Source organism: Pseudomonas sp. H3_D04, from assembly GCF_054669175.1.
The window spans coordinates 3583459-3604082 of record NZ_CP162801.1 but is presented as its reverse complement, the minus strand read 5'-3'; the positions used below and the strand labels follow the sequence as shown (position 1 = coordinate 3604082).

The following is a 20624-nucleotide window of genomic DNA, read 5'->3' as shown; positions in this document are numbered from 1 at the left end:
TAGGCAACACATAAAAAATACGGAGACACCCATGAAAACCCTGACTGCCCTGTTCACCGCGTCCATCCTTACCCTGACCGCCAGCCTCGCCCACGCCCGTGATTTAGGCCCCGATGAAGCCCTGCGATTACGCGACGCTGGTACCATTGTGTCTTTCGAGAAGCTCAACGCCACCGCTCTGGCCAAACATCCCGGTGCCAAAATCACCGAAACCGAGCTGGAAGAAGAGTACGGCAAGTACATCTACCAGGTTGAGCTGCGCGACCCACAGGGCATTGATTGGGATCTGGAATTAGACGCGGTCAGCGGCCAGGTTCTCAAGGATCATCAGGATACGTAATGAAGGTGTGTTCATTTTCACGCATGGCGCTGGTGCTGCTGGCGTTCTGCTCGGTCGTCATGGCCCGCGACCTCGATCAGGACGAAGCCCTGCGCTTGCGCCAGCAAGGCGTGATCCTGCCGCTTGAGCAATTGTTAAAACAGGCGTTGGACCGCTACCCCGGCTCCAAACTGCTGGAAGCCGAGCTTGAAGAAAAACACGACGTCTACATTTACGAAGTCGAGTTGCTGACTACCGAAGGGGTGGTTCGTGAACTGGACCTCGACGCCACCACTGGCCAGTTACTGAAAGACAAGGAAGATTGATCGATGCGTTTGCTTCTGGTGGAAGACCACGTGCCGCTGGCCGACGAATTGATGGCCGGCCTCAACCGGCAGGGGTATGCCGTGGACTGGCTGGCCGATGGCCGAGACGCGGTGTATCAGGGCAGCAGCGAGCCGTATGACCTGATCATCCTCGACCTGGGCCTGCCGGGTTTGCCGGGGCTTGAGGTGCTGGCGCAATGGCGGGCCGGTGGTCTGGTCACGCCGGTGCTGATCCTCACGGCACGCGGTTCCTGGGCCGAGCGCATCGAAGGCCTCAAGGCCGGTGCCGACGATTACCTGACCAAACCGTTCCACCCCGAAGAGCTGCACCTGCGGGTCCAGGCGTTATTGCGGCGCTCCCACGGTCAGGCCAACCAGCCGACGCTCAAATCGGCGGGGCTGCACCTGGATGAAGGTCGTCAGTGCGTCACGCGTGACGGTGCCGATATCCAGCTGACAGCCTCCGAGTTTCGCCTGCTGCGCTATTTCATGCTGCACCCCGAGCAGATCCTTTCCAAAAGCCACCTCGCCGAACACCTCTACGACGGTGAAACCGAGCGCGATTCCAACGTGCTCGAAGTCCACGTCAACCACCTGCGGCGCAAGCTTGGGAAAAGTGTGATCGAAACCCGTCGCGGCCAGGGCTACCTGTTCGGCGGACAAGCCCAGTGAGGTCGATTCAGCGCCGCTTGAGTCTGGGGCTGATCAGCGTGATGGTGGTCGTCGGCCTGGTGCTGGCGCAAACCAGCCTGTGGTTGTTCGAAAAAGGGCTGCAGCGTTACCTCGAAGACGGTTTGCGCAACGACAGTGAAAACCTGCTGGTGGCGCTGGTGCGCGGGCCGGCGGGGTTGCAACTGGATGAGCGGCACCTGTCGCCGGCCTATCAACGGCCGTTTTCCGGGCACTACTTCCGTATCGATTTCGCCGACAAGCATTGGCGTTCCCGCTCGTTGTGGGATCAGGAACTGCCGCCACTCGACCATCCCGGCCTGCACAGCAACCTGCAACTGGGGCCGGAAGGTCAGCAATTGCTGGTGCTGCGTTCGGACTATCGCCGGCTCGGGCAATCGATTTCGATCAGTGTGGCGCAGGACTACACGCCCGTGCGCGAGAGTTTTCGGCGCATGCAACAAGTCGGCCTGGGCCTCGGGCTGGCGGGGTTGCTGCTGATTTTGCTGCTGCAACGGATCACCGTGCGCCGCGCCTTGCGCCCACTGGAAAAGGCCCGTGAGCAAATCGCCCAGTTGCAGCAGGGCCAGCGCTCGCAACTCGATGACCAGGTGCCGGTGGAGCTGGAGCCGCTGGTGGCACAGATCAACCATTTGCTGGCCCACACCGAAGACAGCCTTAAACGTTCGCGCAATGCCCTGGGCAACCTTGGGCATGCGTTGAAAACGCCGTTGGCGGTGTTGCTGAGCGTAGCTTCCAGCGAGAAGCTCGACGCTTATCCCGAACTGCGCAAACTCCTCAAGGCTCAATTGGAACAGGTCCAGCAGCGGCTCAGTCGCGAACTCAATCGCGCCCGCTTGTCCGGCGATGCGTTGCCGGGAGCGCTGTTTGATTGCGATGGGGAACTGCCGGGGTTGTTGGCGACGTTGAACATGATTCACGGCGAACACCTGAACCTGAGCTACCGCGCACCAACCGGTTTGCAGCTGCCGTGGGATCGCGAGGATTTGCTCGAACTGCTAGGCAATCTCTTGGATAACGCCTGCAAATGGGCGGACGCCGAGGTTCGGTTGAGCGTGGTCGAGACGGCGCAAGGGTTTGAATTAAGCGTGGAAGATGATGGGCCGGGGATTCCCGAGGCGCAGCGCGATCAGGTGCTGAACCGGGGGACACGGCTGGATGAACAGACGGATGGGCATGGGTTGGGGCTTGGGATTGTGCGCGACATCGTCGACACGTGGGGCGCGGTGATGCGGTTGGAGGAAAGCGAGTGGGGCGGCCTGAAAGTGCTGATCAAACTCCCCAAACGCTGAGTATCCCTGTAGGAGCGAGCCTGCTCGCGATAGCGGTGTGTCAGTCGACATCTCTGTTGGCTGACAAACCGCAATCGCGAGCAGGCTCACTCCCACACTTTGATCTTCAGTGGACGCGATAACGGCGTTAAACGCGAAACTGATCCATCAGACTCTGCTGCTGATTCGCCAGGCTATTGAGTGACTGACTCACCCGCGCCGATTCATTCGCCTGTCCCGACAGCGACTCCGTCACATCGCGAATCGTCGCCACGTTGCTGTTGATCTCCTCGGCCACCGCGCTCTGCTCTTCGGCCGCAGACGCAATCTGCAGGTTCATGTCGCTGATTACCGTCACCGCCTCGCCGATCTGGCGCAGCGCTGTCACCGCTTGGCCCACTTGCTCGACGCTGCCTTGCGCCTGGCGATGGCTGTTGTTCATCGAGCCAACCACGTCCTGCGTGCCGCACTGCAATTGCTCGATCACGACGCGGGTTTCTTCAACCGACTCCTGGGTGCGTCGCGCCAGGTTGCGCACTTCATCGGCGACCACCGCAAAACCTCGTCCGGCCTCACCGGCGCGGGCCGCTTCGATCGCGGCGTTGAGGGCCAGCAGATTGGTTTGTTCGGCAATGGCGCGAATCACTTCCAGCACCGAACCGATTTTCTCGCTGTTGGCCGCCAGGCCTTCCACTTGCACCATGGCCGCGCTCATGTCGGCGGCGAGGTTGCCGATGCTGGTGGTGGTCTGGTCGATGACGGTCAGGCCCCGGCGAGTCGCTTGGTCGGCATCCTTCGCGGCCTGGGCGGCTTGCGCGGCACTGCGGGCGACGTCCTGGGCGGTGGCGCTCATTTCGTGGGAGGCGGTGGCGACCTGATCGACCTGACGGTATTGCTGCTCCATGCCGGCGCTGGTCTGCGTGGCGATGGCGGAGGATTGATCCGCGGTGCTGCGGGCGTCCTGCACCGAGCGTTTCACTTCGGCGATGATCGGTTGCAGCTTGTCGAGGAAGCGGTTGAACCAGCCAGCCAACTGGCCCAGTTCGTCCTGCTTGTCGTAAGCCAGGCGTCGGGTCAGGTCGCCTTCGCCGCTGGCGATGTCTTCGAGCATGTGCGCCACGCCGAGGATCGGTCTGGTCACGCTGCGCGCCATCAGCCACACCAGCAGCAAGCCAATCAGCGCGGCCAGTACACCGAGGCCGAGCTCAATCAGGGTGCCGCTGCGGTTGCTGTCATCGAGTTGGTTTTTCAGGGTTTCGGCGGGGCCGACCAGGACTTTTTCCGGCACGTCGAGCAACACGCCCCAGGACTTCCCGCCGGGAATCGGCTGGAACGGCGACAGCACTTTCAGTTGCTGGTTGCTGTGCAGGCTTTCGGTGGTGCTGCTGGCCGCGAGCATGCGAATCAGCTCGGTGCCGTCGGACGTGTCCACGGTGTCCAGGCGCTGGCTGAGTTTGCTGGCGTCCGCGCTGTAACCGGCGAGTAAGCCGACCGGGCTGATGATGCTGACGCGGGTCTGGCCGTCGTAGAGCTTTTTGCTCGCGCCCTGACTCATGGCCTGCAAGCTGTTGAGGTTGATGTCCACCGACAGCGAAGCGATGACTTTGCCGTTGACCATCAGCGGGAACACGATGCTGGTCATCAGCACCTGCTGGCCGTCGATCACATAGAAATACGGTTCGATCACGCACGGCTTGAGCGTTGTGCGCGGGCAGGTGAACCAGGCGTTGGCCGGCTCGCCGCTGGGACCGGCCTTGGTGTCGGCCATGTCGCTTTCCGGCAGCGCCATGGAGGTCACTTTGCCAGGCACAGGTTGCGACCAATACAGGGCAAAACGGCCCTTGTCGTTGCTGCCCAGTTCAGCCTGGCCAGCGAACAGATCGTCCTTGCCGTCCAGCGCGTTGGCTTCGAACACCAGGGACAGGCCGAGCAAATCCGGGTTGGCTTGCAGCGCCGACTTGACCTGGCGGGTCAGGTCTTCACGCAGGTCGAAGGCGTCCAGAAAACGCTTTTCCGCCTGGTCGCGCAGGAACAGCACCTGGCGCGAAAAGCCGTGGCCGTATTGATAGGCGTCCATGAACTGCTGACGAATCACCAGCGCCTGGTTTTCCCCCTGGGATTCGATCCGGGCCTGAGCGGCTTCGGTGAGCATCTCCATGCTCGAGGCTTTCACCATCTCGGAGCTGTGCTCCATGCGATACAGCGAAAGACCCACCAGCAGGGTCACGATGCCGGCCAGGCAAAGCCCGGCCAGCAGGGTGATTTTCCATTGGATGGAAAGTTGTCTGAGCGACATGGAGAGACGTCCTTATTCGATATTTATCTGAGACTTTGCACTGTAACGGCCACGATTCAGCTTTCTTTATGCCTGTATCCGAATAAGGCTCGCCGCTGATTTTGTGGCGAGAACGCTTACCTGTGGCGAGGGAGCTTGCTCCCGTTGGGTTGCGAAGCGACCCCTGGCATTCCGTCAGCCACTACGCATCGGCAGGTTTTACGCCTGCTGCGCAGTCGAACGGGAGCAAGCTCCCTCGCCACAGGTATTTCGTGGCCCGTTACATACAGGTCGGCCCATGCGCTTTGACACCGGGCCGACTCTGCGGCACAGTGCGCGCCCTCTAATAAAACCCATTCCTTGATCTGCTGGCGGCGCTTCGCAGACTGCCGGCTGAGCTCATTTCGCTTGCCCTGAGGTAACGATGATTAATGCTGTAATTGCCGCGGTCGGCGTCATGCTGGTCCTTAGCCTGTCCCGTGTGCACGTAGTGATCGCGCTGATTGTCGGCGCCCTGGTGGGGGGGCTGACCGGTGGCCTGGGCATCGATGCCACCCTGAAAGCCTTTAATAGCGGCCTCGGCGGCGGGGCGACGGTGGCGTTGTCCTACGCCTTGCTTGGTGCGTTCGCCGTGGCGATTGCCAAGTCCGGCCTGGCCCATGCCCTGGCGGACAAGGCCCTGTTGATGGTGGATCGCCAACACGCCAGCGGTGGCGGCCAGGTCAAGTGGCTGCTGATCGGCTTGCTGTGGGTGGTGGCCATCGCTTCGCAGAACATTCTGCCGATACATATCGCCTTTATTCCGCTGCTGGTGCCGCCGCTTTTATATGTGCTGACCAAGTTGCAACTGGATCGCCGCTTGATCGCCTGCGTCATGACCTTCGGCCTGATCACGCCGTACATGTTCCTGCCGGTGGGCTTCGGCAACATCTTTCTGAATGAAATCCTGCTGGCCAACGTTGCGCGCAGCGGCGTCGATATCAGCGGCATCAACGTCACCCATGCCATGGGCATTCCGGCGTTGGGCATGGTCGTCGGCCTCGCGGTGGCGTTTATCAGCTATCGCAAGAAGCGCGTCTACGACCTGGAAAAGATCGAGAAAGTCGAGCAAGTCGCGGTGGAGTACAACCCGCTGAGCCTGATCGTCGCCGGTGTGGCCATCGCGGCGGCGTTCATCATTCAGCTGCTGCTGGACTCGATGATCATTGGTGCGCTGGCGGGTTTCCTGATCTTTTCGGTGTCGGGCATTGTGAAGTGGCGCGACACTGACGACCTGTTCACCGAAGGCATGAAAATGATGGCGATGATCGGTTTCATCATGATCGCCGCCTCGGGTTTCGCCGAAGTGATGAAAGCCACCGGTCAGGTGCAGACGCTGGTGCAAACGTCGGCGTCGTGGATCGGGCACAGCAAAGGCGTCGGCGCGCTGTTGATGTTGCTGGTCGGCCTGCTGGTGACCATGGGCATCGGCTCGTCGTTTTCCACCGTGCCGATCCTGGCGGCGATCTTCGTGCCGTTGTGCGTGCAGTTGGGTTTCAGCCCGATCGCGATCGTGTGCATCGTCGGCACGGCCGGTGCGTTGGGTGACGCCGGTTCGCCGGCCTCGGACTCGACGCTGGGCCCGACCTCCGGTCTGAACATTGATGGCCAGCATCACCACATCTGGGACACCGTGGTCCCGACCTTCCTGCATTACAACCTGCCGCTGCTGGCGTTCGGCTGGGTGGCCGCGATGGTCCTCTGATTTCACTTCCGTAGGAGCCAGCGGTTCGGCGATCCGATGCCGCTGGCTCCTACAGTTTTTCGTTGGCGTGCCGTTAAAGCCTTTAACCACGCCAACAAAATCAAAAGAGTGAACCGTCATGCGCATGAGCCTGAAGGCTAAAGTCCTGTCCCTTGCTGTCCTCCCGGTGTTGCTCTTTGCGCTAGTCATCAGCCTGACCACGCTGTTCATTCTGCAGGAGCAGGCCAGCAAGGAAGTCGAGGAAACCCGCCAGCGCCTGCTCAGCGATGCCAAGGCCACCCTGCAAAGTTACGTGGCCGTGGCCATGACCACGATCAAACCGCTTTACGACGCGGCCACCCCTGGCGATGACGCGGCGCGGGCGCAGGTGATCAAGCTGTTGTCGAGCATCACCTACGGCAAGGACGGCTACTTCTTCGGCTACGACTCCAACACCGTGCGCCTGTTCAAGGCCAACAGCCCGGAAGGCGTGGGCCAGAGCTTCAAGGACAACCGCGACCCGAACGGCGTCTACGTCAACCGCGACCTGGTCAAAGTCGCCAAAGACGGCACCCACTACCTGCAATACAGCTCGCCACTGCCCGGCAACACTCAAGTGCTGGTGCCGAAACTGGGCTACACCGAATACCTGCCGAAGTGGGACATGGCGGTCGGTACGTCGGTGAACCTTGATGGTATCGAGGCGCAAGTCGCGCTGGTCCAGGCCAAGGTGCAGGAGCGGATGGAAGGCGTGGTGCTGACCATCGTCGGTATCGCCGTGGTGATGCTGCTGGTGATCGCGGCAGCCGGGATGCTGCTGGCCAATACCATTCTGCGTCCGCTGAACCTGATGAAAGCCAACCTCGATGACATCGCGGCGGGCGAGGGCGACCTGACCCGTCGTCTGACCATCACCAGCCAGGACGAACTCGGCGAACTGGCCGGCTCGTTCAATCGCTTTGTCGACAAGATCCACGGCCTGGTGCGTCAGATCACCGAAATGACGTCGCAACTGACCGGCCTGGTGAATCAGGTCTCCGACCAGGCCCAGCGCTCGGATCAGGCTATGGAGCGTCAGCGCCACGAGACCGATCAGGTCGCCACGGCGATCAACGAAATGTCGGCGGCGGCTCAGGAAGTGGCGAAAAGCGCACAAAACGCGGCGGTAGCGGCCCAACAAACCGACGAAGAAGGCCAGGCCGCCAAGCGTGTGGTGGCCGGCAGCATCGTCAAGATTCATGCGTTGGTGAACGACATCCGCAGCAGTGGCGTGTCCCTCGACAGCCTGCAAAAAGACGTTTCGTCGATTGTCAGCGTGCTGGGGGTGATTCGTTCGATTGCCGAACAGACCAACTTGCTGGCACTGAACGCTGCCATTGAAGCCGCGCGTGCCGGTGAAGCCGGTCGTGGTTTTGCGGTGGTGGCCGACGAAGTGCGGGCGCTGGCCAGCCGCACGCAGATCAGCACCCAGGAAATCCAGGGCATGATCGACCGCTTGCAGGCCGGAACCCAATCGGCGGTGGAAGCGATGCGTCGTTCCAGCGAAGCGGGCGATGGCACCTCGGCCCAGGCCAATGAAGCCGGCGCATCGCTGGACACCATGGCCCAGCTGATCGGCACTATCAATTCGATGAACGCGCAAATCGCCAGCGCGGCTGAAGAGCAGACCGCCGTGGCCGAAGAGATCAACCGCAGCGTGCATCAGATCGCCGTGGCGGTGGACAGCGTCGCCGACGAAACCCAACTCGGTGCCCAGACCTCACGCAGCCTCGCCGACCTCGGCCAGCGCTTGGGCAAACTGGTCGGCCAGTTCCGGATCTGACAAGCGACGCGAGCCTGCTCGCGATAGCGGTCTGTCAGCCAATATTAATGTTGGATGTGCCGGCCCCATCGCGAGCCGGCTCGCTCCCACAGGGTTTGTTTGGTGTCAGGGTCTGTCCCAGTAGGGCACCGTTCCGAAGCACTCCACGAAGAAATCAATCACCGTGCGCACCTTCACCGACAACCGTCGGCTACCTGGCCACAGCACCGCAATCTGCTGCGGTTCGAGGCTGTTGGACACCTGATATTCCCCCAGCACCGGCACCAGCGTGCCGTTGCGCACCGCCTCGCCGATCAGCCACGACGGAAACATCACCAACCCCAGGCCTTGTTCGGCGGCTTGCGTGAGCGTGTCGGCGTGGTTGCCGGTGATCGGGCCTTTGACGGAGTAGGGCGTCCAGTCCTGCGCGTCCTTGCGGAAAAACCAGCGTTGCTGCCCGGCCACGCCCTTGTAGGCCAGGCACTGATGCGCCGCCAATTCTTCGGGATGGTGCGGCGTGCCATGGCGTTTGAGGTAGGCCGGGCTGGCGGCAACTTGAAAGCGATGGGGCGCCAGAATCCGCGCCTGCATGCTCGAATCGTGCAGCGGGCCAATGCGAAACAGCAAATCGGCGCCTTCCTGCAACGGGTCGACGTAGCTGTCGGTTTGCTGGATATCCAGTTGCAGTTTCGGATAGCGCTCGCACAACAGCCCCAGCCACGGCGTCAGATGCCGTTGCCCGAAGACCACCGGCGCATTGATCCGCACCAGCCCGCCGGGTTCGCTTTGCTGCTCCTGCAAGGCCTGTTCGGCTTCCTCCAGTTGCACCAGCACCAGCCGCGCGTGATGACCGAGCATGCGGCCGGCTTCGGTGGGCGTGACGGCGCGCGTGTGGCGGTAGAGCAATTGCTGGTTCAAGGCTTGTTCCATCAACTGGATCTGCCGGGAAATCGACGAGGGTGCCAGGCCCTCGCGGCGGGCGACTTCGGAGAAGCTGCCATGGTCGAGCACCGCGACAAACAGCCGAAGTGCCTTGAATCCGAGCTCGTTGAGGCCATGCATGGTCGATCCTGCTGTGCGAGTTGCGCAAAAGTGTTGTCGGGATGCTCCCATTTATCGCAAAGGATCGCCAGCCGATAATGCCTGCCACAACAGCCCCTTGGCAGGAGCGAAGGTTGCTCGCGAAGGCGGCGTGTCAGACGCCGGAAATGTCGACTGATATGACGCCTTCGCGAGCAAGCTTCGCTCCTACCGGGGCCGTATTCATCTGACGAGCAGGTTTTCCTTATGCAATCTTCTTCAATCGACATCGCTTCAGTGCCAGCGGCCAAACCAGGGCTGCGGCTGTTGCTGCTGCCTCTGGTGATCCTCGCCGGCATGGGCCTTTCCGTGGAGGCCGGTCTGCTCGGGCCGCTCGGGGTTCAGGTCGGGCATTTATGGGCGACGTTGAGCATCTTCGGCGTCGGCTCGGCGATTCTGTTTCTGCTGTTGTTGTTCAGCGGCAAGCAACAAGGTCCGGCGTTGAACACCTTGCCGCGCTGGCAGTTGATCGGCGGCTTCCTCGGGCCGATCTACGTGGTGGTGCTGACCCTGGCCACGCCGCACATCGGGATCGCGATGACGATGATCGCGATCCTCTCCGGGCAGGTCGGCAAAAGCGTGTTGATCGACCACTTCGGATGGTTCGGCGCCACCCGCAAAAAGGTCAACGGTGAGCGTTGGCTAGCGTTGCTGCTGATTGTCGCGGCACTTGTTCTGATTGCTCGGGGTTGATGATGAATCTGATTATTTTGTTGGCCGTGGTGGTGGCCGCCGGCGCGGTGTTGAGCATCCAGGCGGCGATCAACGGGCGCCTGGGGGAAACCGTCGGCGTGTTGCGCAGCAGTTTGCTGACTTTCGCAGTGGGCGCGGTGGTCACCGGGTTGCTGATCCTGTTTTTTGAACCGGCCCATGCCGTGAGCCTGCTGGACGTGCCGAAATGGCAACTAAGCGGTGCCTTGTTCGGCGTCGTCTACATGATGGTCATGGTCGGCGCGGTGCCGCGGGTCGGCACGGCGGTGGCAACCGTGGCGGTGATCGTCGGGCAGTTGGGCATGGGGATGTTGATCGATAACTTCGGCTGGCTGGGTAACCCGGCGATCGAGTTGTCGAGCAGTCGGTTGCTGGCGATGGTGTGCCTGGCGCTGGCGTTGCTGTTCATGTATCGCAGCAGCACTCGAAGCGAGTAACTGCGCGCCATTTTGTAGCTCCTACACTGATGAGTGAAGTGCGCATTTGCCGCACGCGACGACCACACCCAAGGAGTCAGACTCATGATCGACAGTGAAAGTACCTGCGACTGCCCCAAATGCTCCTGCAAACTGGGCGAGCACCCGATAGCGCGTCACGGCAAACACTATTGCTGTGAAGCGTGCGCCAAGCACCACGAACATGGCGAGGAGTGTGCGAGCAAGGGTTGCAAGTGCGCACACGCCAAATAGCTTATCAACATGAAGTGGAGCCTCTCGGGCTCCACTTTCAATGTCGGATAACTACCCCCTGTAATGCTCAGCCCGCCGGTCGCCACGTTACATTTTCGATGCCGAATTTCTCCGCCAGCGGCTTGCTGGTTTTTTGCACCTTCTCTCGGCCAAAGCGGGGTATTCGTCCAACCCCTGCGTCACAACTGGCCCAGTGCCAAGCCTCCGCGTTGTCCATTTTGTCCAGGCGGATAATGAAAGACTTTGGCGCGCCATGAAGGGTGTATTCAATGACGAAAAGTTTTGCGTTGTTCATAAAGCCCGTATTCCTCCCTGTGGTAATACAAGGATCGTTGGGGTTAAGGAAAATTCATTCGGATTGTCAGACGGCTGCCGCCGGTGGCGACAAGGTGAGTGGCCCGTTACCATGCAAGACCTGAAAACCCCAATGATCATTGCCCATGGCCCTTGCCGCCCCGCCAGACCTGAGTGACACCGATGTGCCCGTGCAACCGCTGGCACGCACTTACTCGCGTGGCTTGTACATCGAGCCCCACGAGCATGAATGGGGCCAATTGCTGTACGCCATGAGCGGGGTCATGTGGGTGGAAACGCCCCAAGAGGCGTTGGTGGTGCCGCCGCAACGGGCGGTGTGGCTGCCGCCAGGCGTGCCGCATGGCATCCGCGTGGTCTCGGACCTGCAGATGCGCAACATCTACCTTCGGCCCTCATTGGCGGTCACGTTGGATGACAGTGTTCAGGTGATCGAAGTCGGCGGGCTGCTGCGTGAGCTGATCGTCGGGCTGGTGGAGCAGGGCGATGATGGCGCGCCCGAGTACTACGAGGCGCTGGTCGGCCTGGCGTTGCTGGAGCTTAGACGAGCCAGGCGTTCGCTGTTGAAAATCCCGTTGCCGGATGATTCCGACCGACGCCTGATGAACCTGTGTCAGGCGGTCATGGCCGCGCCTTCGCTGGCCATTCCCTTCGAGCAGCACGCGGAAAATGCCGGTGCCAGCGTGCGCACCCTGGCGCGGCTGTTCAAGGAAGGCCTGGGCATGGGCTTCGCCGAATGGCGGAGGCAGGTGCAATTGGCGACCGCGGCGGCGGAGTTGATTCAAGGCGTGCCGGTCAGCACGATTGCCCGCGAACTGGGCTATTCGCCGAGCAGCTTCAGCGACATGTTCCGCCGGGAACTGGGTGTCGCGCCTTCGCAGTTTGCGGCGAGCCAACACCCCGTCCAGCCATGACGCACCCCTGTAGCAGAGCGAAAACCTTGTAGGCGTGAGCCTGCTCGCGATAGCGGTGTATCAGGTAGCACAGATGTCGACTGACACTCCGCTATCGCGAACAGGCTCACGCCTGCAGGGCTCCGCCGCTACACAATTGGCAGTGCACCCGCCGCGCTTTGGCCGATATTCAGAAGCACTTGGCCGATGCCCGCCGCCAACGCTCTTTAGACTTCAGGCATACCTTGTTTGCCCACGGAGTCTGCCATGAGCTACCTCATCTCGCTGGTCATTGGTCTGGGCGTCGGCCTGCTCTACGGCGCACTGGATTTTCGTTCGCCCGCCCCACCGGCGATTGCCCTGGTGGGCCTGCTGGGCATGCTCGCCGGCGAAAAGTTGTGGCCCATGGGCCGGCAACTGGTGGCGGGCTGGGTCTCCTGAAACCCCTTTCTTTATGCGATGGACACTCCCATGAAAGCACTGCAATTCGACCAGACCGGCGACCTCTCGGCCTTGCGTTATGTCGATGTCCCGACCCCCGTTCCCGGCGCCGATGAAGTGCTGGTGCAGATCAAGGCGGCCGGCCTCAACCCCAGCGATGTGAAGAACGTGTTGGGACGGTTTCCCTACACCACCTTGCCACGGATTCCCGGTCGGGATTTCGCCGGTGTGGTGGTTGAAGGGCCGCAGGCACTGATCGGTCAGGAAGTCTGGGGCACCGGTCGTGAACTGGGTTTCTTTGCCGATGGCTCCCATGCGCAATTCGTCAAACTGCCGGCCAATGGCGTGGCGCTCAAACCCACCCATCTGAGCTTCGCCCAGGCCGCCAGCCTCGGCGTGCCCTACACCACGGCGTGGGATGCGCTGGAACGCAGTCTGGTGACTGCTGCAACGCGGCTGTTGGTGATCGGCGGCGGAGCGGTCGGCAGTGCCGCGCTGGCGTTGGCCAAGGTGCGGGGTGCTCAAGTCCTGGCGGCGGCGCGGCGACCCGAGCAGGTCAAGGATCTCCAGGCGCAGGGGTATCAGACGCTGCAACTGGATAAACCGGACGAGCTGGGGGCGCAGGTGCAGGCCGTGTATACCGGCGGCGCCGACGTGATTTTCGACACCACCGGCTTCTGGCTACCGGCCTCGGTCCCGGCGCTCGCGGCGTTCGGCCGCATCGCGATCATCGCGGCGCCGGTCGACGGCATGGTGCAACTGCCGGCGCTGGCGTTGTATCGCAAGGGCGGTTCGGTGGTGGGGATCAATTCGTTGTTGTATGGCGTGCAGGCGTGTGCGGCGATGCTCGATCAGTTCGGCAAGTTCTTTGATCAGGGGGTGTTGCCGTTGCCGGAAGGGTTGTTTGAATCGCCGCTGGCCGAAGGGCTGGAACGGTATGAAGAAGTGAACCAAGGTGCCGGGGATAAGGTGATTTTGGTGCCGTAACGCCGATCAAAATGTGGGAGTGAGCCTGCTCGCGATGACGGAGTGTCAGTCGACATTTGTGTTGCCTGATACACCGTCATCGCGAGCAGGCTCGCTCCCACAGGGTTTTGCATTGTCAGATCAAGCCTCGGGAACACCATTCTCCCACGCCGACCAATTGTTCAAGATCTCCAGCACCAACGGATTCCCCGTCCGGTACAGGTTCTCCAGTGCCGGCACAAACCCGCCCTGATCCGCATACTTGAGCAGGTTGTCCACCTCGCTCTGGCCCGGGGCCGGTCGATCAAAGTCGGAGCCCGCGCGCACCACCGCCAGGCGTTGCACATCCACCAGACCCTCGCGACTGGCCCGCAGCAGCGCTTCGTAGGTGGAGTTATCTTCCTGTTGCGTCGTGCAGTATTCGCCTTTGTCGTCGGTCAACAGCTTGGTCCAGACCTCGGCACGTTCACTCAAGCGCGTCCCGGAAAACCAGGTATTACCGGCCAGCGTGTCGCACTTCGTCACCGTCGGTGGCTGATTGGCTGGGGCCGACGGGTATTTCAGGCGCCATGCCGCCGATTCCTTGCTCTCGCTCAACTTGACGTTGTGCGTCAGGGCGAATGCCTTGGCCTGCAACTTCGGATTGAGCTCGAACACTTCGGTCTTGTAGTCCAGCGGCGGTTTTTGGTTCGGGCCTTGGGTGTTGATGCCGATGTATCCGGTTGGCCAGTCTTTCGGCGCGTCTCGCGAATCCAGTTCCCACTGGGTGCCGAACTCCACCAGGTAATGGGCCCACGCGGCGGTGCCAATGGTCCCGTGTTTCGGGCTGATTCCGGCAATGCCGGCGATCAGGAAGTAGCTTTTACGCAGGTCGAATTTCGGCGACAGGGCCAGGGCCAGTGTCGAAGCTGCGGCGTTGGTCTGGCCCATGCCTGTGACCATCAGGCACACCTGCTGCGTGTTGCAGCGAATGGTCGGGTACTCGGCGGACAGGCCCGGCACTCGAACTTCCTGCTTGAGCTCCAGACGATCGATCCAGTTTTGCGCCTCGGGGGCGAACATGGTGATCAGCATCACTTTCGGCTGCATCGGTGCTTCGCTTGCCCAGGCAGTGGAAGAGAGCAGGGCGGCACAGGCCAGGGACATACGCGTCATTGCATTCATAAAACCTCCAGGTTCAATCAAGCCTCAGAACTGATAACCGATGCCGGCGTAGTAACCCCAGCCATTGGAGCGAGCGCGGAAGTCGCCGTCGCCGAAATTCAACTCGCTGCCATCCTCCCAGTTGCCGCCGTTGTGGAAGTAACGGCCGACCAGGGTGAAGCGCAAGTGTGTGAACGAGTACAGCAAGACGTTGGTGGCGACGGTGGCGTTGGCGGTGCGGGCCGGGTTGTCCTTGTGCAGGTCGGAGCCGAAATCGAAGTTGGTGAAGCCGATGTACGTCAGTGACGCGCCGTTGCTGAAGCTGCTGATCGGCACGATGTATTTGAGCTGGGCACGGTAGCCGTCCCACGAATACTCGTTGCTGGCGCCGTAGTTTTCCCACTGATAACGCCCGTAGAAGTTCGCCGACAAGTTGACTCGCGAGTGGGTGTCGATGTCGGTGCCCAGGCCGCTGTAAAGCGTATTGGCGCGGTTGGCGCTGTTGCTGCCGTGGTCGTAGATCCAGTCGAACGCCACGTACCATTCTTTGAACGGCCCGATGGCCAGGCTGCGGCCGGCAAGGTGGTCGATGGAAATGCGCGGTTCGTGCTCCATGAACACCGGCGAACCGTGGTCCCACACGCCTTTGTCATGACTGTTGCCGATGTCGAAGATCTTCGGGATGTCGATGTAGCCGTACAACTCGAACGGCCCTTTGCGCCCGAAGTACTCGTACTCCAGGTAAATATCGTCGGCCGGTTGCGGGCCGAAACTGATGTCTTTGCTGCCGATGACGGTCAGGTCCTGATTGAACCAGTCCGACAGGTAAACGCCTTTTTTCGGCGGGCTGGCTTCGGGACTCAGGGTTTCGCCCTGGGCGGATTCTTCGGCGGGCGCGGATTGCGCCAAAACGGTGCTGCTGAGTAGTCCTGTAACGCTGGCCAGCAGCAAGGAAACAGCAAGAGTGCGCGAGCAAGTCACGCGGCTGGACGTGCGGTGCATTAAAAGTCCCTTTTCGTGCGGATCAAAAGCCCGATTCTTCGGGCTTGCGCGGTTATGTCGCGAAAACGTCTATATCAGCGACTCGCAAACGTTTGCATAACAGATGCCAATTATTTCAATTCCATGAAAAATCGACGAAATAAGGCTTTTTATTGTCGGGTTGGTCAGTTACGCGAACTGACACTTCTGTAGCTGCTACAAGGCCGGTGGTGTTGCGCCTTGGATTGACCGCCAGTGGTAGACTCGCCCCCATTGTCTTCACGAGGTATTCCCATGAGCGAGCCGATTCGTCTGACCCAATACAGCCACGGCGCCGGCTGTGGCTGCAAAATTTCGCCGCAAGTGCTTGAGGTGATTCTGGCCGGCAGTGGCGCGCAGAACCTGGATCCCAGGCTTTGGGTCGGCAATGCCTCGCGCGATGACGCGGCGGTGTACGCGATCGACGAAGAACGCGGCGTGGTCTCGACCACCGACTTCTTTATGCCGATCGTCGACGACCCGTTCGATTTCGGCCGCATTGCCGCCACCAACGCCATCAGCGATATCTACGCCATGGGCGGTGATCCGCTGATGGCGATTGCGATCCTTGGCTGGCCGGTGAATGTATTGGCGCCGGAGATTGCCCGGGAAGTGATTCGCGGTGGACGTTCGGTGTGTGACGAGGCGGGCATTCCGTTGGCCGGTGGGCATTCCATCGACGCCCCGGAGCCGATCTTCGGCTTGGCGGTGACCGGGCTGGTTGAAAAGCGCCACATGAAGCGCAACGACACCGCCACCGCCGGTTGCCTGCTTTACCTCACCAAACCGCTGGGCATCGGCATCCTCACCACCGCCGAGAAGAAGGGCAAGCTGCGCACGGCCGACATTGGCCTGGCTCGCGACTGGATGTGCACCCTGAACAAACCCGGCAGCCGTTTCGGCAAGCTCGACGGCGTGACGGCGATGACCGACGTCACCGGTTTCGGCTTGTTGGGGCATCTGGTGGAAATGGCCGACGGCAGCAACGTCACCGCACGCATCGAATACAACCGTGTGCCGCGTCTGCCGGGTGTCGAGTATTACCTCGACCAGGGCTGCGTGCCGGGCGGCACCCTGCGTAATTTCGACAGTTACGCGAGCAAGGTCGGGCGCGTGCAGGAATTGCATAAGCGGGTGCTGTGCGATCCGCAGACCAGCGGCGGCCTGCTGGTGGCGGTCACGCCCGAAGGCAACGAGCAATTCCTCAAAGTGGCCAGCGAATTGGGCCTGGCCCTTGAGCCAATCGGTGAGCTGGTCGAGCGACAGACCCACGCGGTCGAGGTGTTTTGATGTCAATCGACTTCACCGACTACCGCGACATCTTTCTCAACGACCGGCCGATGCTGGATGCCCGCGCGCCGATCGAATTCCACAAGGGCGCGTTCCCCGGGGTGGTCAATCTGCCGCTGATGAACGACCACGAGCGGCAGCGGATCGGCACCTGCTACAAGCAACACGGCCAGCAAGCGGCGATCACCCTGGGGCATCAATTGGTGTCCGGCGAGATCAAGGCCGAACGCATCCAGGCCTGGGCCGATTTTGCCCGGGCGCACCCCGAGGGCTATTTGTATTGTTTTCGCGGCGGCTTGCGTTCGCAGATCGTCCAGCAGTGGCTCAAGGACGAGGCCGGCATCGACTATCCGCGCGTCGGTGGCGGCTACAAGGCCATGCGCAGCTTCTTGCTGGACACGGTCGATCAGGCCGTTGCCCAGTGCGATTTCGTATTGCTGGGCGGCATGACCGGCACCGGCAAGACCGAGGTGCTCACGCAGCTACGCAACGGCCTGGACCTCGAAGGCCACGCCAATCATCGCGGTTCCAGCTTCGGCAAACGCGCCACCGTCCAACCGTCCAATATCGACTTTGAAAACCGCCTGGCGGTAGACGTGCTGAAGAAGCGCGCTCACGGCATCGAGCAGTTTGTGCTGGAAGACGAAAGCCGGGCGATTGGCAGCTGCGCGTTGCCCTTGCCGCTGTTTCAGGGCATGCAGCAGTACCCGATGGTCTGGCTGGAGGACAGCCAGGAAGGGCGGGTCGAACGGATCTTGCGCGATTACGTCGTGGACTTGTGTGCCGAGTTCATCAGCGTGCATGGCGATGAAGGCTTTGCGCTGTTTTCCGAGCGTCTGCTGGAAAGCTTGAACAATGTGCAGAAGCGCCTGGGCGGTGAACGGCACCGGCGGATGTTGATCTTGATGGAAGACGCGTTGGCGGAGCAGGCGAACAGCGGGGCGGTGGATTTGCACCGGGGCTGGATCGAAGGGTTGCTGCGTGAGTATTACGATCCGATGTATGCCTTTCAGCGGGAGAAGAAGGGCGCGCGGATTGAGTTTGCCGGGGAGCGGGAAGCGGTTCTCGAATACTTGCTAGAGCGCATCAATCAGCGAGGGTGAGGTTGTTTTGCCGGCCCCATCGCGAGCAGGCTCGCTCCCACACTGGATTTGTGTCGCGCCGGAGATCCAATGTGGGAGATCAACCGACAGTGATGTGTCGGTTGATCTGGCCCCATCGCGAGCAGGCTCGCTCCCACACTGGATTTGTGTCGCGCCGGAGATCCAATGAGGTAGATCAGCCGACAGTGATGGGTTGGTTTTCTGGCCCCATCGCGAGCAGGCTCGCTCCCACACTGGATTTGTGTCGCGCCGGAGATCCAATGTGGGAGATCAACCGACAGTGATGTGTTGGTTTTTCTGGCCCCATCGCGAGCAGGCTCGCTCCTACACTGGATCTGTGTCGCGCCGGAGATCCAATGTGGGAGATCAACCGACAGTGATGTGTTGGTTTTTCTGGCCCCATCGCGAGCAGGCTCGCTCCCACACTGGATTTGTGTCGCGCCGGAGATCCAATGAGGCAGATCAACCGACAGTGATGTGTCGGTTTTTCTGGCCCCATCGCGAGCAGGCTCGCTCCCACACTGGATTTGTGTCGCGCCGGAGATCCAATGAGGGAGATCAACCGACAGTGATGTGTCGGTTTTTCTGACCCCATCGCGAGCAGGCTCGCTCCCACACTGGATCTGTGTCGCGCCGGAGATCCAATGTGGGAGATCAACCGACAGTGATGTATTGGTTTTTCTGGCCCCATCGCGAGCAGGCTCGCTCCTACACTGGATCGGTGTAGCGCCGGAGATCCAGTGTGGGAGCGAGCCTGCTCGCGATAGGGCCCAGACAGGCGCTATAAACTTTAATGCCTGGAGGGTATCGACTGCTTACGTCGGACACGTCTCCCGCCCATTATCGAGCCCTTGCTTGTAGCTATGGCTCTGCAGGCTCGCCTTGCCGTTATGCCAGGTCAGCGTGAGCACAAACAGCGAGTCGTAGTCGCTGGATTCCCAGTCTTCGGTGATCTTCTGTTTCTTTCCGACTGCATCTCCCGCGACCTTGTTGATCAGCTCGGGCAGGTAACCGTGGGACCAGGCGGTGTAGATGACCGAGTTGTGGTACTTGTCGTGGAGCAATTCATCGGCCAGGTCGCTGGTGTCGTTGGCTGAAAAGTTGATGTTCACCGGCAAGCCGAGCTTGATCGCGCTGGGGCTGATGGTCATCAGGGGGCGAATGTAGCTGTAGGAATTGTCCAGTTCGCCTTCCTCGACATTACGTGTCGGGTTGGCGGCAAAGACGTAATTGGCCTTGCCGAATTTTTCCGGCAGCAAGGTGGCCAGGTCGATGGCACGGTTCAGGCCCTGGCAGTTGAGCTGGCCCAGACCACCTTCGGGTTTTTCCGCGTGACGCAGGAATACCAGGGTCTGGGTGCCGTCTGCCGGTTGGGCGCGGCTTTCACTGGACTCCAGCGACAAAAACAACGCGCTCATCGCCAGCAGGGAGGGCAGGACGACATACGCGCGTTGCTTGAAGCGATCGGCAAATTTGAAAAGGTTCATCATTTAATAGGTGATCTTCAGCGCATTCGGTTAAGGCTGACAAACCTTTACACCACGAGCTCCCAGCATCGGGTGTTTTCCATGTCATTGGGCCGGTCCGTTTCCGAAAGGGCAGTTCTCAGAGTCCTCTGAAGCCCATTTGGTTCGATTCCGGCGAGTGCGCCGCAATGTACCGGTAACCTTGCATGGGTTGGAGCAGAGGTTATCGACAGGATGTTGCGGATTTATGGACACGGTACAGGTAGCGGCGCAGAACGATGACTGCAATGTTTTGATCTTCTTCATCAACAAGATTGATACGCAAAAAACCAGTCTCCTCCATTATGATCAGCGCTTACTGTTCACTGTGGATGCTCCCCATGACCGATCTGTCCGCGTTCCCGATTACCCAAAAATGGCCGGCCCACTACCCGGACTGGATTCAGCTGTACTCCTTGCCGACCCCCAATGGCGTCAAGGTCTCGATCATGCTCGAAGAGATCGGTCTGCCCTACGAGCCCCATCGCGTGGGCTTCGACAGCAACGATCAGATGTCCCCCGAATTTTTGTCGCTGAACCCCAACAACAAGATTCCGGCGATCCTCGATCCCCACGGCCCTGATGACAAACCCCTGCCGCTGTTCGAGTCCGGGGCTATCCTGATTTACCTTGCCGACAAGAGCGGCCAGTTACTGGCGCAGGAGTCGGCGGCGCGTTACGAGACGATCCAGTGGCTGATGTTCCAGATGGGTGGCATCGGGCCGATGTTTGGCCAGCTCGGGTTCTTCAATAAGTTCGCCGGCAAGGACTACGAGGACAAACGTCCCCGTGACCGCTACGTCGACGAAAGCAAACGCCTGCTGAAAGTACTGGACAGCCGTCTGCAAGGGCGCGACTGGATCATGGGCGAACGCTACACCATTGCCGACATCGCGACCTTTCCGTGGGTGCGCAACCTGATCGGCTTCTATGAGGCTGGCGATCTGGTGGGCATCAAGGATTTCCCCAACGTCACTCGCGTGCTGGAGCGCTTCCTGGCGCGGCCGGCGGTGATACGCGGGCTGGAAATTCCCAAGTAAATATCTTCGACTCTCTCAAGACCAAG

General features: G+C 60.8%; 21 protein-coding genes and 2 pseudogenes. 16 read left to right on the top strand and 7 right to left on the bottom strand.

The genetic code is table 11. The features are described 5' to 3' along the window. Positions 1-31: 31 nt before the first annotated feature. The 4 genes from AB4N91_RS16710 to AB4N91_RS16695 are packed head-to-tail and all read left to right on the top strand — an operon-like array spanning position 32 to position 2627. Positions 32-340, top strand: coding sequence for a PepSY domain-containing protein (locus AB4N91_RS16710; protein WP_145308977.1), 309 nt, complete (start codon positions 32-34; stop codon positions 338-340). After that, complete coding sequence (locus AB4N91_RS16705; RefSeq protein ID WP_010458557.1) at positions 340-645, top strand: PepSY domain-containing protein; 306 nt, start codon at positions 340-342, stop codon at positions 643-645. Before AB4N91_RS16710 ends, AB4N91_RS16705 begins: the two co-directional genes overlap by 1 nt. A 3-nt stretch (positions 646-648) precedes the next feature. After that, the gene (locus AB4N91_RS16700) at positions 649-1317 is read left to right on the top strand and encodes a response regulator transcription factor (protein WP_010458558.1); all 669 of its coding nucleotides are present in this window, start codon (positions 649-651) and stop codon (positions 1315-1317) included. Continuing rightward, a complete protein-coding gene (locus AB4N91_RS16695) occupies positions 1314-2627 on the top strand; it encodes a sensor histidine kinase (RefSeq protein WP_083377230.1) in 1314 nt (437 codons plus the stop codon). Before AB4N91_RS16700 ends, AB4N91_RS16695 begins: the two co-directional genes overlap by 4 nt. A gap of 127 nt (positions 2628-2754) precedes the next feature. Here AB4N91_RS16695 and AB4N91_RS16690 read toward each other — a convergent pair whose 3' ends face one another. After that, positions 2755-3459 (bottom strand): methyl-accepting chemotaxis protein, encoded by a 705-nt coding sequence (locus tag AB4N91_RS16690; protein WP_420802913.1) that lies wholly within the window; start codon positions 3457-3459, stop codon positions 2755-2757. A gap of 201 nt (positions 3460-3660) precedes the next feature. After that, a pseudogene (locus AB4N91_RS16685) lies at positions 3661-3717 on the bottom strand (hypothetical protein); the annotation flags it as partial. Positions 3718-5308: 1591 nt separating this feature from the next. On the opposite strand from AB4N91_RS16685, the gene AB4N91_RS16680 reads away from it, so the two are divergent. The 3 genes and pseudogenes from AB4N91_RS16680 (at position 5309) to AB4N91_RS16670 (ending at position 8426) form a co-directional block, all read left to right on the top strand. Beyond that, positions 5309-6625 (top strand): Na+/H+ antiporter family protein, encoded by a 1317-nt coding sequence (locus tag AB4N91_RS16680; RefSeq protein ID WP_162179694.1) that lies wholly within the window; start codon positions 5309-5311, stop codon positions 6623-6625. Between the two features lie 118 nt (positions 6626-6743). Then, positions 6744-7520: pseudogene (locus tag AB4N91_RS16675) on the top strand (cache domain-containing protein); the annotation flags it as partial. A gap of 84 nt (positions 7521-7604) precedes the next feature. After that, positions 7605-8426 carry a methyl-accepting chemotaxis protein gene (locus AB4N91_RS16670; RefSeq protein ID WP_371860812.1) on the top strand — a complete coding sequence of 274 codons (822 nt, stop codon included), beginning with the start codon at positions 7605-7607 and terminating at the stop codon, positions 8424-8426. Between the two features lie 105 nt (positions 8427-8531). Here the strand turns inward: AB4N91_RS16670 and AB4N91_RS16665 are convergent, their stop codons facing one another. After that, positions 8532-9467 carry a LysR family transcriptional regulator gene (locus tag AB4N91_RS16665; protein WP_083377228.1) on the bottom strand — a complete coding sequence of 312 codons (936 nt, stop codon included), beginning with the start codon at positions 9465-9467 and terminating at the stop codon, positions 8532-8534. Positions 9468-9692: 225 nt separating this feature from the next. Between AB4N91_RS16665 and AB4N91_RS16660 the strand changes: the two genes are divergently transcribed. The 3 genes from AB4N91_RS16660 (at position 9693) to AB4N91_RS16650 (ending at position 10885) form a co-directional block, all read left to right on the top strand. Then, entirely contained in the window at positions 9693-10178 is a 486-nt protein-coding gene (locus AB4N91_RS16660) for a DMT family transporter (protein WP_010458572.1), read from the top strand. Beyond that, positions 10178-10633 (top strand): DMT family transporter, encoded by a 456-nt coding sequence (locus AB4N91_RS16655; RefSeq protein WP_010458574.1) that lies wholly within the window; start codon positions 10178-10180, stop codon positions 10631-10633. The genes AB4N91_RS16660 and AB4N91_RS16655 overlap by 1 nt, the downstream gene beginning before the upstream one ends. 84 nt (positions 10634-10717) lie before the next feature. Beyond that, the gene (locus AB4N91_RS16650; protein ID WP_010458576.1) at positions 10718-10885 is read left to right on the top strand and encodes a metallothionein; all 168 of its coding nucleotides are present in this window, start codon (positions 10718-10720) and stop codon (positions 10883-10885) included. A gap of 67 nt (positions 10886-10952) precedes the next feature. On the opposite strand, the gene AB4N91_RS16645 is transcribed toward AB4N91_RS16650, so the two are convergent. Further along, the gene (locus AB4N91_RS16645) at positions 10953-11180 is read right to left on the bottom strand and encodes a DUF6555 family protein (protein ID WP_010458578.1); all 228 of its coding nucleotides are present in this window, start codon (positions 11178-11180) and stop codon (positions 10953-10955) included. Positions 11181-11325: 145 nt separating this feature from the next. On the opposite strand from AB4N91_RS16645, the gene AB4N91_RS16640 reads away from it, so the two are divergent. The 3 genes from AB4N91_RS16640 (at position 11326) to AB4N91_RS16630 (ending at position 13518) form a co-directional block, all read left to right on the top strand. Then, a complete protein-coding gene (locus tag AB4N91_RS16640; RefSeq protein ID WP_077748862.1) occupies positions 11326-12111 on the top strand; it encodes an AraC family transcriptional regulator in 786 nt (261 codons plus the stop codon). 246 nt (positions 12112-12357) lie between these two features. Next, on the top strand, positions 12358-12531 hold the full coding sequence (locus tag AB4N91_RS16635; protein WP_010458583.1) for a DUF1427 family protein: 174 nt from the start codon (positions 12358-12360) through the stop codon (positions 12529-12531). A gap of 30 nt (positions 12532-12561) precedes the next feature. After that, on the top strand, positions 12562-13518 hold the full coding sequence (locus AB4N91_RS16630; RefSeq protein WP_460111169.1) for a quinone oxidoreductase family protein: 957 nt from the start codon (positions 12562-12564) through the stop codon (positions 13516-13518). Positions 13519-13638: 120 nt separating this feature from the next. Here the strand turns inward: AB4N91_RS16630 and AB4N91_RS16625 are convergent, their stop codons facing one another. Continuing rightward, positions 13639-14661, bottom strand: coding sequence for a purine-nucleoside phosphorylase (locus AB4N91_RS16625; RefSeq protein WP_460111167.1), 1023 nt, complete (start codon positions 14659-14661; stop codon positions 13639-13641). A gap of 24 nt (positions 14662-14685) precedes the next feature. Further along, entirely contained in the window at positions 14686-15642 is a 957-nt protein-coding gene (locus AB4N91_RS16620; RefSeq protein ID WP_042932198.1) for a nucleoside-specific channel-forming protein Tsx, read from the bottom strand. 273 nt (positions 15643-15915) lie between these two features. On the opposite strand from AB4N91_RS16620, the gene selD reads away from it, so the two are divergent. Next, positions 15916-16950, top strand: coding sequence for a selenide, water dikinase SelD (selD, locus tag AB4N91_RS16615; protein WP_010458591.1), 1035 nt, complete (start codon positions 15916-15918; stop codon positions 16948-16950). Next, complete coding sequence (gene mnmH, locus AB4N91_RS16610; protein WP_077748858.1) at positions 16950-18053, top strand: tRNA 2-selenouridine(34) synthase MnmH; 1104 nt, start codon at positions 16950-16952, stop codon at positions 18051-18053. The genes selD and mnmH overlap by 1 nt, the downstream gene beginning before the upstream one ends. Positions 18054-18868: 815 nt before the next feature. On the opposite strand, the gene AB4N91_RS16605 is transcribed toward mnmH, so the two are convergent. Then, positions 18869-19543 (bottom strand): hypothetical protein, encoded by a 675-nt coding sequence (locus AB4N91_RS16605; RefSeq protein ID WP_010458594.1) that lies wholly within the window; start codon positions 19541-19543, stop codon positions 18869-18871. A gap of 356 nt (positions 19544-19899) precedes the next feature. Between AB4N91_RS16605 and AB4N91_RS16600 the strand changes: the two genes are divergently transcribed. Next, positions 19900-20598 (top strand): glutathione binding-like protein, encoded by a 699-nt coding sequence (locus AB4N91_RS16600; RefSeq protein WP_083377224.1) that lies wholly within the window; start codon positions 19900-19902, stop codon positions 20596-20598. The last annotated feature ends 26 nt before the right edge of the window (positions 20599-20624 follow it).

Coding starts and splice junctions, on each gene's coding strand:
- selD (WP_010458591.1), top strand. CDS start 15,916: ATGAGCGAGCCGATTCGTCTGACCCAATACAGCCACGGCGCCGGCTGT.
- AB4N91_RS16600 (WP_083377224.1), top strand. CDS start 19,900: ATGACCGATCTGTCCGCGTTCCCGATTACCCAAAAATGGCCGGCCCAC.
- AB4N91_RS16665 (WP_083377228.1), bottom strand. CDS start 9,467: ATGCATGGCCTCAACGAGCTCGGATTCAAGGCACTTCGGCTGTTTGTC.
- AB4N91_RS16670 (WP_371860812.1), top strand. CDS start 7,605: ATGACGTCGCAACTGACCGGCCTGGTGAATCAGGTCTCCGACCAGGCC.
- AB4N91_RS16630 (WP_460111169.1), top strand. CDS start 12,562: ATGAAAGCACTGCAATTCGACCAGACCGGCGACCTCTCGGCCTTGCGT.
- AB4N91_RS16635 (WP_010458583.1), top strand. CDS start 12,358: ATGAGCTACCTCATCTCGCTGGTCATTGGTCTGGGCGTCGGCCTGCTC.
- AB4N91_RS16700 (WP_010458558.1), top strand. CDS start 649: ATGCGTTTGCTTCTGGTGGAAGACCACGTGCCGCTGGCCGACGAATTG.
- AB4N91_RS16625 (WP_460111167.1), bottom strand. CDS start 14,661: ATGAATGCAATGACGCGTATGTCCCTGGCCTGTGCCGCCCTGCTCTCT.
- AB4N91_RS16620 (WP_042932198.1), bottom strand. CDS start 15,642: ATGCACCGCACGTCCAGCCGCGTGACTTGCTCGCGCACTCTTGCTGTT.
- AB4N91_RS16655 (WP_010458574.1), top strand. CDS start 10,178: ATGATGAATCTGATTATTTTGTTGGCCGTGGTGGTGGCCGCCGGCGCG.
- AB4N91_RS16640 (WP_077748862.1), top strand. CDS start 11,326: ATGGCCCTTGCCGCCCCGCCAGACCTGAGTGACACCGATGTGCCCGTG.
- AB4N91_RS16645 (WP_010458578.1), bottom strand. CDS start 11,180: ATGAACAACGCAAAACTTTTCGTCATTGAATACACCCTTCATGGCGCG.
- AB4N91_RS16605 (WP_010458594.1), bottom strand. CDS start 19,543: ATGATGAACCTTTTCAAATTTGCCGATCGCTTCAAGCAACGCGCGTAT.
- AB4N91_RS16660 (WP_010458572.1), top strand. CDS start 9,693: ATGCAATCTTCTTCAATCGACATCGCTTCAGTGCCAGCGGCCAAACCA.
- AB4N91_RS16650 (WP_010458576.1), top strand. CDS start 10,718: ATGATCGACAGTGAAAGTACCTGCGACTGCCCCAAATGCTCCTGCAAA.
- AB4N91_RS16690 (WP_420802913.1), bottom strand. CDS start 3,459: ATGAGCGCCACCGCCCAGGACGTCGCCCGCAGTGCCGCGCAAGCCGCC.
- mnmH (WP_077748858.1), top strand. CDS start 16,950: ATGTCAATCGACTTCACCGACTACCGCGACATCTTTCTCAACGACCGG.
- AB4N91_RS16710 (WP_145308977.1), top strand. CDS start 32: ATGAAAACCCTGACTGCCCTGTTCACCGCGTCCATCCTTACCCTGACC.
- AB4N91_RS16705 (WP_010458557.1), top strand. CDS start 340: ATGAAGGTGTGTTCATTTTCACGCATGGCGCTGGTGCTGCTGGCGTTC.